The following is a 15,333-nucleotide window of genomic DNA, read 5'->3' as shown; positions in this document are numbered from 1 at the left end:
GTGATTGAGTATTAGGAGATATTTTGGAGTATAGTTCAAAAAAGTTAGAGAAAAAGTGGCAAGAGTACTGGGCTCAAAATGGCAGTTTTGAACCTAACGAAGATTTTACAAAAGCAAAAAAATATATTTTAAGTATGTTCCCGTTTCCAAGCGGACGACTTCATATGGGGCATGTTAGAAACTATACTATAAGCGATGCATTTGCGAGATACTACCGTCAGCAAGGTTTTAATGTTCTTCATCCTATCGGTTTTGACAGTTTTGGTATGCCTGCTGAAAATGCGGCTATTAAAAACGGCTCACATCCTAAAACATGGACATATAGCAATATAGATTACATGAAAGGCGAGTTTAAATCTTTAGGTTTCTCATTTTCAAAAGAGAGAGAACTGGCAACAAGCGATGAACTTTACACGAAGTTTGAGCAGGGCTTTATCATCGATATGTATGAAAAAGGGCTTCTTTATCGTAAAAAAGGGTTTTTAAACTGGTGCCCAAGTTGTCAAACCGTTTTAGCAAACGAACAGGTTTTAGAGGGAAGCTGCTGGAGATGTGACACAAATGTAGTTAAAAAAGATATGAATCAGTACTACTTTAAAATCACACAGTATGGGGATGAACTGTTGTCTGATTTGGCAAAACTTGAGGGCGGTTGGCCTAAACAAGTTTTAACTATGCAGGAGAACTGGATAGGCAAATCATACGGTTTGGAGTTTAAATTTTCTTTTGATATAGCTTCGCGAGAGAGATTAAACAATAAATTTGACGGTTTTGAAGTATTTACGACTCGTCCCGATACCATTTATGGCGTAAGTTACGCAGCTCTTGCACCTGAACATGAGATAGTAAATTACATGATTGAAAATTTACTCTTAGATGATGATACAATCATAAAAATCCAAGAGATGAAAAATACATCTTCCATAGATAGACAAAAAGAGAAGAGCGGTGTCTCTTTAAATCTAAATGTTACTCATCCGCTGACTAAAAAATCGGTTCCTATTTGGGTTGCCAACTTTGTTTTGATGGATTATGGAAGCGGTGCAGTTATGGCGGTTCCGGCTCATGATGATAGAGATTTTGATTTTGCAAAAAAATATAACTTACCGATAAATGCAGTTATAAAACCTTTTAACGGTGACTTGAGCGATGATAAAGCATTTACCGAAGTCGGAGAGCTGTTTAACTCGGAGTCGTTTAACGGACTAAACTCTAAAGATGCTCAGGGCAAAATCATAGACTATTTTGAAGCTCAAAACATCGGCACAAAAAAGACAAATTTCAGACTAAAAGATTGGGGAGTATCCCGTCAGAGATATTGGGGTGCGCCTATTCCGTTTGTTCATTGTGATAGTTGCGGTTTGGTTATGGAGAAGAAAGAAAACCTCCCGATTGCACTTCCTGAAGATATCGTAATTACGGGTGAGGGAAATCCGCTTGATAAACATCCGACTTGGAAACATTGCAAATGTCCTTCCTGCGGCAAAGACGCTGTTCGCGAAACAGATACTATGGATACATTTGTCGAGTCTAGCTGGTACTTTTTACGCTTTTGTGCATCGCCTAAAAATTGGCAAGACGAGGCATTTTCAAAAGAGCAGATAGAGTATTGGATGTCGGTAGATCATTACATCGGCGGAATAGAACATGCGATTTTACATCTTTTGTACGCAAGATTTTTTACAAAAGTGTTTCGCGATTTGGGCTATATCAGTTTTGATGAACCGTTTAACAAACTTTTAACTCAAGGGATGGTGCTAAAAGACGGTGCAAAAATGAGCAAATCCAAAGGCAATACGGTTGACCCTGATGCTATCATCGAGAAGTACGGTGCGGATACAGCTAGACTTTTTATCCTCTTTGCAGCACCTCCTACGCAAGAGCTGGAGTGGAATGACAGTGCCGTCGAGGGAGCGTACAGGTTTATAAAAAGATTTTATGAGAGAAGCTCAAATATCGTAAAAACAGATAGTATTCCTCAAATAGATCACGGCTCATTAAGCAAAGATGAAAAGTTCGCGAGAAAAAAGGTTTATGAAGCACTTGTTCGTGCAAATGATGTTTACGGCGAAAAATATACTTTTAACACAATGATAGCCGGTGTTATGGAAGCTATGAATGCTCTTAATGCTCAGAGCAATAGTGATGTTTGGAGCGAGGGCTACTGGATACTTACTTCCATTATGGAACCCGTAATTCCGCATGTGTGTTCTGAGATAAGCAGTGAATATTTTTCGCTTAAAAATTTGACTTCGCAGAGAGTTTTAGAAGAGGTCTTTGTTGAAAATGTTATAATCTTGGGAGTTTCCATAAATGGAAAGGCAAGAACAGAGATAGAAGTTGCATCTGATGAGTCGCAAGAAAATATCATGAAAATTGCAAAAGAGAGTGCTGCAAAATGGCTAGAGGGAAAAACCATAGTTAAAGAGATAGTAGTTCCTAAAAAATTAGTAAATTTGGTAATCAAGGATTAATTTGAAAACTGTTTCAAATATCAAAAGGCTTCTTTTATTTTTTTTAATTCTAGGTGCAATAAACGGATGCGGATACAAGCCGAGTGCTAAATTTTCTCGAGATGCCATGGGGGAGAAGATAAGTACAAATGTAATTATCTCTTTACAAGATCCTGAAAATACGGTTTTTATAAAAGATGCGGTTGATAGGGCTGTTATACAAGTTTTTCAAGCATCATTGGTAGATAAATCAGTTTCAGACAGCCATCTTGTTATAAAAATTGTTTCACCGGCTTATTCGCCGATTGTTTATGATAAAAACGGTTTTGTAACGGGTTATAGAATGAGCGTTATTTTGAATATTACCAAACAGACTAAAGATGAGTCAAAAAGCTATAATACAAGAGGATTTTATGATTTCTCAGTAGCACCCAATGCAATCGTGACCGATCAAGAGAGATATGAAGCTATTGGATTTGCTGCACAAAAAGCTCTTAATTCATTTGTCGCACAAGTTTCTGCAGAGGGAGCAAGAGCTAAAAAATAATGAGATTTTATTAGTAGGAGAGGCTATGAATATTCAAGCTATCATTAAAAATGCCGTTAAAAGATTAGAGTTAGAAGGCAAGCTTTTAACGCCTGATTTTTATGCCGAAGCCTTTTGTAAAGAGGCTTCTAAAGCGGGCTTTACGACGGAAGATTGTACGCATTTAGAAAAATTTACCGCAACTCTTAACAAAGAGTTTCAAAATGAGTTAAAAAAATATCATATTAAAAGTATGCCTGAGTTAGCACGCTTTTTAGTTTCAAAACTAAATAGAACTAATCCGTCACACTGCTCAAACCTCTTAGAATCGCAAATTCAATTTACAAAAAGAGTGCTTCAAGTTGTTGAAATGCTTCATAATAAAGAAGCAGCGGAGTTGTCAAAAAGAAGCACGGAGCTTTTAAGCCGAGAGGCTACTGTTGCCGAAATAGATCAATATAGACAGTTGTGGATTAATTTTACAAATACATATGATGATACATTTTTGCAAAAGTTAAAAACTTTCGGTGATATAGATAGCAAGGATCTTAAAAAAAGTATTCAAAATTTAAGGCTAGACGGTTATGAAAAAGCATCAGGCTCCGCGGATTTTTCTATCATCGCATCTCTTTTGGTTTCATCGTTTGTTCCCTCTATCGCTTCAAGCGTAAACGATAAAATAGCGCAAATTAGTCAAAAAATTAAAGACAATCCTGCACTTCTTGAGAGCGCGACGATTGAGTCTGAGATAAAATCGGCAATCTCTTTAAGAATAGCACTTGATAAACAGAGTGTTAAAGATATGATAGAGTCAATTGACGGTGTTTTAGATAAATTGTCTCTTAGATTGATAGAGATGATAGAGAGTTCGGATAGCTCAACGGTAGAGATACAAAAGATAAAAAAAGAGCTTGAGAGCTACAATGAAAGTACGGATATAAATTTTAGCATTGCACATAAAAAATTATATACCATAGCAGTAGCACTGGAGGAGAATACTCAAGCACTAACTAGAGATTTGAAAAAACATAATAGCGAAGTCGGTGCATTAAGTAAAAAAATAGAATATTTAGAGCAAGAGCTTGAGCGCGCCAAAGAAGAGTCTAAAGAAGATTTTTTAACAAAGTTGTATAACAAACGGGCAATAGATGAATTTATAAAGAATAAAGAGGCAGAATTTCAGAGATATGGACGCAATTTTGTCGTTGTATTTTTTGATCTTGATTATTTTAAGGCAGTTAATGATACTTATGGGCATGATGCGGGTGATGCCGTACTTCTTGCCTTTGCAAACATATTGAAAAATGAAGCAAGAAGCGTTGATACAATAGGAAGATTCGGCGGTGAAGAGTTTATAGCGATTCTTGGTGAAACTGATGTGGGCGGCGGGGTAATATTTGCCGAGAAAGTTAGAAAAAAAGTTAAAAATGCTCGCTTTATGTACAAAGATAGTCGTATAGAAGTTACGGTTAGTTGCGGAGTTAGCGATAGAAAATCAAATTTTTCACTTCAAAATTTACTAAAAACCTCCGATGAGTTTTTATATAAAGCTAAAAAAGACGGTAGAGATAGAGTAGTAAGTAAGTGAGCCTCCAAGATTATTTAAACGCTAAACCGCTCTACTACGATGAAATAGATTACTCGCGAATGCCGCGAGTATATGAGAAGATAAAACACTCTTTAAAAATTCCAAAAATCATCCACATAATCGGTACAAACGGTAAAGGTACTACGGGGCGCTTTTTGGCAACCGCACTTTTTGCAAATGCTTGCAGCGTCGGACATTACACTTCACCGCATATTTTAGAGTTTAACGAGAGAATATGGATTAACGGGGAAAATGCAAGCAATAAAGAGTTGCAAAATGCTCACGAGGAGTTGCAAAAGCTTTTAAGTAAAGATGATGCAAAGAAGCTTAGTTATTTCGAGTACACGACACTTCTTGCTATGATAATTTTTAAAGAGTGTGAGTTTGTTATTATGGAAGCAGGGCTTGGCGGTGAGCATGATGCAACGGCTGTTTTCCCAAAAATACTAACTCTTGTAACACCTATTGCCTATGACCATGAGGCATTTTTAGGCAGTGACATATCGCAAATCGCAACAACAAAATTAAATGCTATCCAAAACAGTGCGATAATGGCAAATCAACGATTTAGCGAGGTTTACGAAGTAGCTAAAAGTTTAGTCGATAAAAATATTTATAGAGTTGATAATCTTTTAGAAGAAGATGACAAAAAAAATATTTTAGCGATAAGCAAAGAGCTGTTTTTAGCTCCATATCTTGCGCAAAATCTTTCTCTTAGCATTTCGGCTTTGAAATTTTTAGGCGTAAGTTACAAAGTAAGTGACTTTAAAAATGCAACGCTTTTTGGGCGACTGAGCCGAGTTTCCAAAAATGTTATAGTTGATGTGGGACATAACGCACTTGCCGCTTCAAGCATAGCAGAGGCGTTAATGGGGCAAAAATTTACGCTAATATACAACAGTTACAGAGATAAAAACTATCATGAGATACTCTTGATTTTAAAGCCCGTTATTGTAAGCGTAGAAATTATAGAAGTTGTTAATCAAAGAGTTGAAGATATAGAAAAAATCCAAAAAGCGCTTGATGATTTGAGCATAAAACATACGATTTTTAAAGAGATAAAGAATGAGCAAAACTATCTGGTTTTTGGCTCTTTTAGCGTTGCAGAGAAGTTTTTGAAGGAGCATATAGATGTCGCAAAATATACTATTTGACTATTTTAAAAAAGGTCAAAATCTTGATGTTCTTATCTGTCAAGACCATAAAGAGTCGGTTGAGCTTCAGAGCGTTGCCAAATTTTATGGCAGAGATGTTGTTGTTTTTCCCGATTTTAGAGCATCGTTTGGAGATGATTTAAGAGTTTATAAAGAGGAGCTTCATGAACTTTTTTCATCTCTTAAGCGTTACTATGCCTCAAAAAAGAAGCCACTTATTATATCCCCGTTAAAAACACTCCTTTTTCATCTTCCAAACGAGGAGCTGTTAAAGAGTACAACGATAGAATTTGGTTCAAAGATAGAGCTAAAAAAATTTAAAGAGCAGGTGCTTTTTTGGGGATACAGCTTTGTAGATATGGTAGAGGTAGAGGGTGAGATTTCCTTTCGTGGAGACATCATAGATATCTATCCACCTGCAAGTAAAATGCCGCTTCGCATCTCACTTTTTGATGATGAGATAGAGCAGATAAAATATTTTGAGCTAGAGTCACAAAGAACACAGGGTGAGGAGCTAGAGAGCGTAGAGGTAAATCCGGCATTTTTCTCACTTGATGAAGATAACTTTAACTCTTTAAATGAGAGAGTGCAAAAGAGCGAGTTTAACTCTCTCTCATACGATATAGCTTCTCTTGGGCTTTGGTATCTGGGTGAAAAAGCATCGAACTTTTTAGTCGGCAAAAATGCAAAACTCATACGAAATTTAGATGCACTTCTAGTTGATGCCTATGCGCTTAATAACCCGATGCTTAGTCGTGAATGTTTTAACTTAGATATTTTGCCGCAGAACGATGAGTGCAAAGAGTTGGCGGTTACTGATGCCATGGCACTGATAACCGTTCATAAAGAGAAAAAGATAACCGTTATCGCATCTAATGAAGCGGTTGTAAAACAAGCTAGACTTTACGATACAAAAGGTATCAAAATTATCTATGCTCCCTATGTTTTAAACATCATAGACAAAGACGAGCTTGTTATTTCTCTCAACAAACCGGATAAATTTAGACGCAGACGAAAAAGCTCCATACTTTTAGATGATTTAAAAGTCGGTGATTATGTCGTGCATGAAGATTACGGTGTGGGCATTTTTGAGGGGATTGAAAAGACAGAGATTTTAGGCGGTGTGAAAGATTTTATCGTTATAAAATATGTAGGTGACGATAAGATACTGCTCCCTGTTGAAAATATCGACTATATAGACCGCTACATAGCTTCAGGCGGCTCAACTCCTGAGTTAGACAGACTCGGCAAAGGGAGTTTCGGCAAACTCAAAGAGAGTGTGAGAAAACGCCTTATGGAGATTGCAGGGCAGATTGTAAACACTGCAGCCGCAAGAGAGCTTATAAAAGCGCCGAAAATCAGCGTAGATGAGAACGAACTAAAAGCGTTTCAAAAGTTGTCGGGCTTTCTTTATACGGATGATCAGATAACCGCCATAGATGAGATAATCGCTCAAATGAGTTCAGGTCACATCATGGATAGGCTTCTAAGCGGTGATGTGGGATTTGGTAAAACTGAAGTTGCGATGAATACTATTTATGCAGCATACAAATCAGGCTTTCAGTCGGCTCTAATCGTCCCGACTACTCTTCTCTCTGCACAACACTACCGCTCTTTATCGCAAAGGTTTGATGCGCTTGGCATAAGAGTTGCAAAGCTGGATAGATTTGTAAGCGCAAAAGATAAAACAAACATCATAAAAGCACTTAGAGATGGGATTTTAGATGCTGTTGTGGGAACTCATGCACTTTTTGATTTGGACTTTAAAAATCTAGGAGTCGTCATCATAGATGAGGAGCATAAGTTCGGGGTAAAACAAAAAGAGAAGATAAAAGAGCTTTATCACAATGTTCATCTTCTTTCCATGAGTGCTACCCCGATTCCCCGTTCACTCAATCAAGCTCTAAGCTCCATTAAAACTATGTCGCAGCTGCTTACTCCGCCAAGCGAGAGAGAACCGGTTAGAACTTTTGTAAAAGAGTATGAAGAAAAACTCATAAAAGAGGTGATTTTACGCGAGATTCGCCGTGGCGGACAGATATTTTATGTACATAACTCCATAGACCATATGCCTATAAAGTACGGCGAATTAAAAGCGATACTGCCGGAGTTAAGAGTCGTTATGCTTCACTCAAAAATATCTGCAACCGATACTGAAAAAGAGCTTTTAAAGTTTGAAGCAGGCGAATATGACCTAATGCTTGCAACCTCCATCATCGAATCAGGTATCCATATGCCTCGTGTAAATACCATCATCGTGGACGGTGCAGACAGGTTTGGAATGGCGGATTTACACCAACTCCGCGGAAGAGTCGGCAGAGGAAGCGTTGAGGGATTTGCCTACTTTGTGGTAAATGATAAAGAAGTTTTAACCGACGAGGCAAAAAAAAGACTTCTTGCGTTAGAATCAAACTCATACCTTGGAAGCGGTTCTGCTTTAGCGTACCATGACTTAGAGATAAGAGGCGGCGGAAACTTAGTCGGAGATGCCCAAAGCGGACATATAAAAAATATCGGTTATTCACTTTATTTGAGGATGTTAGAAGATGCCATCAAACTTCTAAGCAATCATGTCCAAGTAGAAAAGTTCAAAGTAGACATAAAACTCACCATTTCCGCTTATATATCCGATGAGGTAGTAAAAGAGGACAGACTTCGTCTCGACATCTACAGGCGTTTATCTGCCTGTGAAAAAGTGGTAGAGATATATGAGATACAAGAAGAGGTAATAGACCGTTTCGGCGAGCTTGACACCCCGAGCAAGCAGTTCTTTGAACTGATGGTTATCAAGCTTTTATGTCTGCAAAAGAAGATAAAAATCATCTCAAACTACGGGCAAAACATAACAATCACGCAGAGTGACGATAAAAAAACAACCATAAAATCTGACTCAAAAGATGACGACGACATCATAAAAGCAGTACTTTTGTATTTGAGGGCGTAAATGAACATTGAAGTTATAATGGAGAAAAAATGATAGACCCTAAGATAGAGAGCAGTTGGAGAGAAGTTCTTTTTGATGAGTTCCAAAAACCGTATTTTAACGAGTTAAAAGAGTTTTTGGTTGAGGAGAAACAAAAACATAACATATATCCTCATGGTTCAAATATTTTTGCTGCATTTAACAATACTCCTTTTGGGAATGTAAAGGTTGTGATTTTAGGACAAGACCCGTATCATGGGGCAAATCAAGCACACGGACTTGCATTTTCGGTAAATGACGGAGTGCCATTTCCGCCGTCGCTTCAAAATATTTTTAAAGAGCTTCGTGATGATATTGGTTGTACTATGCCAAAGAGCGGAAATTTGATAAGCTGGGCAAAAGAGGGGGTGTTTTTGCTAAATACCGTTTTAACGGTAAGAGCGAGTGAGGCAAATTCACATAAAAGCAGGGGTTGGGAGATATTTACGGATTCTGTTATCAGACTGCTTAGTGAGCAAAAAGAGAATTTAGTTTTTATACTATGGGGAAGTCCGGCAGGTGCAAAAGCTTCGCTCATTGATGCAAAAAAACATCTTATATTAAAGTCGCCCCATCCCTCACCCCTTTCCTCATATAGGGGGTTTTTCGGTTCAAAGCCTTTTTCAAAAACAAATGAGTTTTTAAGAGAGAGGGGACTGAAGCCAATCGAATGGTGTCTTTGAAGTTTTACATAGTATTAATAAAAGTTTTTATATAATACTCTCAATCATACTATTTGGAGTACTATCATGGTTATTATGGCAAATGAGGTAAAGACAAAAGGAGTTTCTCTGTTTGCTTCGCTTCTTGAAAAAGCAGAGGAGATTATTATCAATGTCAGAGGGAAAAATAAGTTTGTAGTTGTAGATATAGAGAGGTACAGAGAGCTTAGAGCGTTGGAGCTTGATAGAGCGTATCAGGATGCTATGAATGATATAAAAGAGGGAAGGTATGAGGTTTTGAGTACAAGAGAGGATTTGGAAGCGTACTTTAAAGAGCTAGAACATGCGATACAAAATTAGCATTACGGATAATTTTGATAAAAAAGTTATTAAATTTTTAAAAAAACATCCAAATCTCTACTCTAAGTTTACAAAAAGCATGTCGTTGCTTGCAGATAATCCTTTCCACCCATCTCTAAGGCTTCACAAACTTCAAGGGCAGCTAAGTGAGTATCACTCCGTCTCAATAGATTTAAGTTATAGAATGGTGATAGAATTTATTATCAAAGAGAATGAAATCATACCTATCGACATCGGAACACATGATGAAGTGTATTAGACTTTTTGCAAAAATAAAAACACACTCACTAAGGCTTCGCTATGCTGCAGAATCGTTCGCTTAGTTTTTATTTTTGCAAAAAATCATAAAGGAATTATAAGAGTGAGAATAGCATTTATAGGCGATATTGTAGGAAGTCACGGCAGAGATATGCTAAAAGTGCATCTCAAAAAAATTAGACAAGAACACGCCATTGACTTTGTAGTTGCAAACTATGAAAACGCTTCACACGGTTTTGGGCTTACGGCTAAAAATGCAAACGAGATAGTGGGCTACGGCGTGGACTGTATGAGTGGCGGAAATCATACATGGGATAAAAAAGATGTTGAAGCGCTTTTTGATACACATGAGATTTTAAGACCGCATAATTATCCGGATGGGGTAAAAGGGACAGGCTGCAAAGTGTACGAAGTAGCCGGAGAAAAACTAGCAGTTTTAAATCTTATGGGGCATTACTCTATGCCATACACGGATAATGCTTTTAGAGCGGCAAAGAGTACGGTTGAGGCTCTGCACGCTGATGGCGTAAAAAATATATTTATAGATTTTCATGCAGAAGCAACAAGCGAAAAACGAGCTATGATGATGCTGCTTCAAGGGAGCGTAAGTGCTATTATAGGTACTCATACGCATGTCTCAACCGATGATTTTCAGATAGCCGAGGGTACTGCATACCTAACGGATATAGGACTCACAGGATGTCGCGATAATGTCATAGGGATGGACAATGCTACACCGCTTAGACAGTTTTTAACAGGCATAAAAGGGCATTTTGATATCCCTAAAAAGTGTAAAAAGATTCTTCAAATCGCGATTATGGATTTCAAGGACGGAAAGTGCGAGAGTGCGTTTAAGCTAAAGATATTTGATGAGGGAATTGTGCTAAAAACAGATGCTTGGATAGAGAATTAAGCAGCTGTTACACGGTAATAGTTATCATTTGCCAGATAGGTATTTACCATTGTGTGTCGCAGGCTTTTCTCTTTCGCTTCTTGAGCATCACGAGGAAGTTTCTCATCTATTTTAGGTGTTTGACTCAAAGTCAGGGTTGGTCTTTTTAGCAGTGAAAACATCTTTGTGCTCTCTTCGTAAGCGACCTTTGCGTTGTTTAGAATGTTTAATTTTTTAAGCTCTTCCCCATTTTGATTTTGCAGCTGTTCATATAGTTTTTGCTGATTGTTAAAAGATTTATAGTTTGAAACATAATCAATCGGAAGATTTTTATTTATATAAGGCTTTAAAATAGTAGATTTTGAGAGTTCGCTACTAAAAGATTCCGCATCACTTTTAAAATCCCTATCTTTATAGTTATCACTCTTATTTGAGCTGTTTGTACTTATATATGTATTAAAAGATGATACAAACATGGCGCTTCTTTAAAAATTATTTGCTTTGATTATAAATAAAATAGACTTTAAATGTAATTAAAATGAAATATTTTTAAGATACAATAATAAAAAAAGAGCCTTGGAACCGTTATGAACATAAAAATCGTGGTAGTAGAAGATGAAGAAGATTTACTGGAATTACTAGAGTATAACCTTTCAAAAGAGGGCTATGAGGTTGTGGGTTTTTTAAACACTAAAACAGTAGAACAGATGCTTATAGAAGAGGATGTTGATCTGCTTATAATGGATAGAAATCTTCCCGGTGTTGAGGGAAGCGAGTTTGTTCAATCTCTGAGAAAGCAAGGGTTTACAACACCGGTAATATATCTAAGTGCAAAAAATCTTGATTCAGAGGTTGAAGAGGGATTTTTAAGAGGCGGAGATGACTATATAACCAAACCTTTTAATATGAAAGAGCTGATATTGCGTGTTAAAGCGCTTTTACGCAGAACCACAAAAAAGATAGAAGAGGGTACTCTCATTCATAGAGACTTAGTTTTAGATAAAAATTCAAGAACTCTTAGCGTTGAGGGCGAAAATGTAGATATTACAAAACTTGAGTTTAATCTTTTAAGCGAGTTTATTTTAAATAAAAACAGTGTGTTAGACCGTGACTACCTGCTAGAAAATGTCTGGGAAGATTCACAAGAGTACCAGTACAGAACAGTAAATGTTGCGATAAATAGATTAAAAGAGAAGATAGATCCCGACAAAACAAAAGAGTATATACAAACAGTTCGCGGTGTAGGTTATAAGCTGTGTTAAAAATACATCAAATATTTATGCTCAAATTTGTACTGCTCTTTAGTGTTACCCTTTTAATCACATCCGTTATTAGTTATATAGCTTTAAAAAATATAATAATCGAACACAATAAAAATCATCTAAAGCATGCAATAGAGCTTATCAAGATAGACTTAGAAAATATAGAAAATTTAGATGATTATGCAGTAAAAGTACATAAAAGCACCTCTCTTAGAGTAACTATTATCTCAGAAAACGGAACTGTTTTAGCCGAGTCGAGTGCCGATAAAAAAGAGATGGACAACCACTCTTCAAGATTTGAACTTATGCAATCAAATGTACAAGATTACGGGGATATAACAAGGTATTCCGATACGGTCGGAGCAGATTTTTTATATGTAGCAAAAAGAGTAACTTATAAAAATGAGCAGATATATATAAGACTCTCCATGAGCTTGGCACAAATAATGTATGATTTTTATTCATTATGGACAAAACTATTTTTTGTGTTTTTCGTGATATTAATTATTGCCGCTTTTATATCCAGAAGCATGAGCCAGAGGATAGTATATGATATCTCTCAAATCACAAACTATTTGGATGAGGTGTCAAACAAAAATTATAAAGCCGTTATAAAAACAAAGTATTTTTATGAGTTTTTACAAATCTCTCTGCTTTTAAAAAATCTGGTAAAAAAATTGAGTAAGAATGAGAAGAAAAAGATTAAAAATATGGCCAAACTAAGGCTTGTAAACAAGCAGAGAAATGATATCTTATCTGCTCTTTCACATGAGTTTAAAAATCCCGTAGCATCCATAATAGGGTATGCACAAACTATTCAAGAAGATAGTGATATGCCGCAAAGCATCCGTAGCAAATTTTTAAGCAAAATCAGTTCAAACGGTGAAAAAATATCAAAAATGCTAGATAGACTCGCACTTTCCGTGAAGCTTGAAAACGGCGATTTGACAATCAATAAAAGTAAGTTTGATTTAAAACAGCTATGCAGTGAAGTCGCATCAAATCTTGCATCAAAATATAAAGATAGAGAGATAGTAGTTCAAGTGGATGAGCTGATGCTCTTTAGCGATAAAACAATGTTGGAATTGGTACTTATTAACTTAGTAGACAATGCTCTTAAGTACTCAAGAGGTAATGTCATTATAGAGTTTAAAGAGAAAAAAATTTCTGTAAAAGACAGCGGAATAGGTATAAAAGATGAACATTTAGAAAAAATTACAAGCAAATTTTACAGAGTAGATAAAAATAGCTGGGATAACTCTATGGGACTTGGCTTGGCGATGGTTAAGTATATTTTAAAAGCGCTCGACTCTTCGCTTGAGATAAAGTCGGAGTTTGGCAAAGGCTCGACATTTAGCTTTAGTATAAAGAGCATGTTAAAGAGTTAAATTTTTGACTGAATAGTCATTTTTTTTGCTTCAAAAAGCTCGGTTGCCCTTTGCACCATCGGTTCGTCTAAAATTTTTGCACCGTCTATCTCTTTTGCCGAGTCGTTGTTATCACAGCTATTTATACAGCCGGCACTTGAGCCTACTTCAACATCCTCTATCATAGAAGATGACTCGGTATAAGGCATCGTCGGCTCTTCTAAGTTTTGGTTTTGATGCCGATTTATATCATTTTTTTTTTCTTCTACTGCTTTTGTGCATGGCTCATGTTTGATTTTTGTTTCAAACCCGAATATCTCCCGTACAAACTGTTTTATGACGGAGTAACCGTGTGTAAGAACTTTTTTACACTCTTCATCGGCACAGCTCTCCCAAGTTAGAGTAGCGTTCTCGTAGGAGATGAAATAGATACTCTTCTCAAAACAGCTTCCCAGTTCAAAATTTCTATCTTTGATTTTAGAAACAAGCTCTAAAAATGTTTTTGTATGCGGATTTATTTCGTCTTGCATTTGAATATTTTGCTCATCATTCGGGTAATCTGAAAATTCAGAAATGCTAGACTCCAAATGGGTAAAATTGGAGTTTGTTTCTGTTTTATCATTGGAGATAGGAGCGGTATGTGAGATAGCAGGTCTATGAATCTCTTTTTGCAAAGACTCTATCATCTGGTCAACCTCTTTTATGCGCAGAGCTTCTATCATTTTGAAAAATATAAGAGATAATACAAAAGAGCCCTCGGCATTGATGCTAAATAGATATTTTGCATCGCTTAGAATTCTAAAAAATCTATCCAATACTAAAGTTGAAAAGAGTGCATCTGCAGCGTACATTCTATCTTTTAAGTAGGCTATAAGCTCATCTACAACCATCTCGGCTTCATAATCTTCTAGTACTTTTATAAGCTTGATGAGAGTTGCATAATCTTTTGAAAAAACGGCATTAAACAAGTCGCCTATAAACTTTGGATCTACAAGTCCGAGCATATCTGTAACCGTGCGAACATCGACATAGTTTTTAGAGTATATGATGGCTTGATCTAGCAGGGTGAGCGTGTCTCTAAGGCTTCCGCCTCCGCTTCTTGCAAGGATGTCTAGTGCTTCGGATTCGTACCCGATTCCCTCAAGATTTAAGATGTGTGCCAAATGGTCGACTATTTTATTTGTAGCGATTGACTTAAATCTAAAGTGCTGCGTACGGCTTAAAATAGTAGCAGGAAGTTTTAGAGGGTCGGTAGTAGCGAGTATAAACTTCACATAAGAGGGCGGTTCTTCGAGAGTTTTAAGAAGAGCATTAAAAGCCTCTTTTGTAAGCATATGAACTTCATCTATGATAAAAATCTTAAATCTAGCCGTGGTGGGTCTATACTTTGTCTGCTCTATCAAATCTCTAATGTCATCTATCTTTCTTGATGATGCACCGTCCATCTCCACTATATCCATATGACGATTTTCAAGTGAGAGCAGACAGTTTTGGCAACTTTGGCACGGCTGGTGCGTTAAGCCCTTTTCACAGATAAGAGCTTTTGCAAAGATGCGCGCTGTAGAAGTTTTACCGCTTCCGCGAAGTCCGGAAAATAGATACGCATGAGAGAGCCTGTTTGAGTCAAGTGCAAGCGAGAGAGTTTGAGAGATACTCTCTTGACCGATAAGCTCGTCAAAGCTTTTAGGTCTATATTTTCGTGCTAAAACTTCTGAACTCTCTCTCACTCATACTCTCCATTTTTAGTTACGGCAATTCTAGCATTTATAGGGTTAAAATTTGATGATTATTTTTTTACGAGTTAAGTGTTTTTAAATATTATTTCTTGTAGTATAAATAATCATAATAA

General features: G+C 36.8%; 13 protein-coding genes. 11 read left to right on the top strand and 2 right to left on the bottom strand.

Annotated features, from left to right (window positions below; all coding sequences use genetic code 11):
• Window positions 1-23 precede the first annotated feature (23 nt).
• The 9 genes from leuS (at window position 24) to PHQ93_RS03985 (ending at window position 10,876) form a co-directional block, all read left to right on the top strand.
• Window positions 24-2,474, top strand: coding sequence for a leucine--tRNA ligase (leuS, locus tag PHQ93_RS04025; protein WP_299941148.1), 2,451 nt, complete (start codon window positions 24-26; stop codon window positions 2,472-2,474).
• 1 nt (window position 2,475) lies between these two features.
• Complete coding sequence (gene lptE / locus PHQ93_RS04020) at window positions 2,476-3,000, top strand: LPS assembly lipoprotein LptE (RefSeq protein WP_299941146.1); 525 nt, start codon at window positions 2,476-2,478, stop codon at window positions 2,998-3,000.
• Between the two features lie 25 nt (window positions 3,001-3,025).
• Window positions 3,026-4,567 carry a GGDEF domain-containing protein gene (locus tag PHQ93_RS04015; protein ID WP_299941143.1) on the top strand — a complete coding sequence of 514 codons (1,542 nt, stop codon included), beginning with the start codon at window positions 3,026-3,028 and terminating at the stop codon, window positions 4,565-4,567.
• On the top strand, window positions 4,564-5,721 hold the full coding sequence (locus PHQ93_RS04010; protein ID WP_299941140.1) for a bifunctional folylpolyglutamate synthase/dihydrofolate synthase: 1,158 nt from the start codon (window positions 4,564-4,566) through the stop codon (window positions 5,719-5,721). The genes PHQ93_RS04015 and PHQ93_RS04010 overlap by 4 nt, the downstream gene beginning before the upstream one ends.
• Window positions 5,699-8,665, top strand: coding sequence for a DEAD/DEAH box helicase (locus PHQ93_RS04005; RefSeq protein WP_299941137.1), 2,967 nt, complete (start codon window positions 5,699-5,701; stop codon window positions 8,663-8,665). Before PHQ93_RS04010 ends, PHQ93_RS04005 begins: the two co-directional genes overlap by 23 nt.
• A gap of 29 nt (window positions 8,666-8,694) precedes the next feature.
• On the top strand, window positions 8,695-9,366 hold the full coding sequence (locus PHQ93_RS04000; RefSeq protein ID WP_299941134.1) for a uracil-DNA glycosylase: 672 nt from the start codon (window positions 8,695-8,697) through the stop codon (window positions 9,364-9,366).
• Between the two features lie 75 nt (window positions 9,367-9,441).
• Window positions 9,442-9,705 (top strand): type II toxin-antitoxin system prevent-host-death family antitoxin, encoded by a 264-nt coding sequence (locus PHQ93_RS03995; protein WP_299941131.1) that lies wholly within the window; start codon window positions 9,442-9,444, stop codon window positions 9,703-9,705.
• Window positions 9,689-9,964: a type II toxin-antitoxin system YafQ family toxin gene (locus PHQ93_RS03990; RefSeq protein ID WP_299941126.1), complete on the top strand. Its 276-nt coding sequence runs from the start codon at window positions 9,689-9,691 to the stop codon at window positions 9,962-9,964. The genes PHQ93_RS03995 and PHQ93_RS03990 overlap by 17 nt, the downstream gene beginning before the upstream one ends.
• 102 nt (window positions 9,965-10,066) lie before the next feature.
• Entirely contained in the window at window positions 10,067-10,876 is an 810-nt protein-coding gene (locus PHQ93_RS03985) for a TIGR00282 family metallophosphoesterase (protein ID WP_299941123.1), read from the top strand.
• On the opposite strand, the gene PHQ93_RS03980 is transcribed toward PHQ93_RS03985, so the two are convergent.
• Window positions 10,873-11,331 (bottom strand): hypothetical protein, encoded by a 459-nt coding sequence (locus tag PHQ93_RS03980; protein ID WP_299941120.1) that lies wholly within the window; start codon window positions 11,329-11,331, stop codon window positions 10,873-10,875. The two genes, PHQ93_RS03985 and PHQ93_RS03980, sit on opposite strands and share 4 nt — an antisense overlap.
• 111 nt (window positions 11,332-11,442) lie before the next feature.
• Here PHQ93_RS03980 and PHQ93_RS03975 point away from each other — a divergent pair, with 111 nt between their 5' ends.
• Together PHQ93_RS03975 and PHQ93_RS03970 are read left to right on the top strand one after the other, a co-directional pair.
• Window positions 11,443-12,117 carry a response regulator transcription factor gene (locus PHQ93_RS03975; RefSeq protein ID WP_299941117.1) on the top strand — a complete coding sequence of 225 codons (675 nt, stop codon included), beginning with the start codon at window positions 11,443-11,445 and terminating at the stop codon, window positions 12,115-12,117.
• On the top strand, window positions 12,111-13,505 hold the full coding sequence (locus tag PHQ93_RS03970) for an ATP-binding protein (RefSeq protein ID WP_299941114.1): 1,395 nt from the start codon (window positions 12,111-12,113) through the stop codon (window positions 13,503-13,505). The genes PHQ93_RS03975 and PHQ93_RS03970 overlap by 7 nt, the downstream gene beginning before the upstream one ends.
• Here the strand turns inward: PHQ93_RS03970 and PHQ93_RS03965 are convergent.
• Window positions 13,502-15,211, bottom strand: a complete 1,710-nt coding sequence (locus PHQ93_RS03965; protein WP_299941112.1) for a DNA polymerase III subunit gamma/tau — start codon at window positions 15,209-15,211, stop codon at window positions 13,502-13,504. The two genes, PHQ93_RS03970 and PHQ93_RS03965, sit on opposite strands and share 4 nt — an antisense overlap.
• Window positions 15,212-15,333: the final 122 nt, after the last annotated feature.

The sequence above is a fragment of the Sulfurimonas sp. genome (genome assembly GCF_028714975.1).
In the GTDB taxonomy this organism is placed as follows: Bacteria; Campylobacterota; Campylobacteria; order Campylobacterales; family Sulfurimonadaceae; genus Sulfurimonas.
The sequence above is the reverse complement of the archived record's forward strand: the minus strand, read 5'-3'. Positions and strand labels throughout refer to the sequence as shown.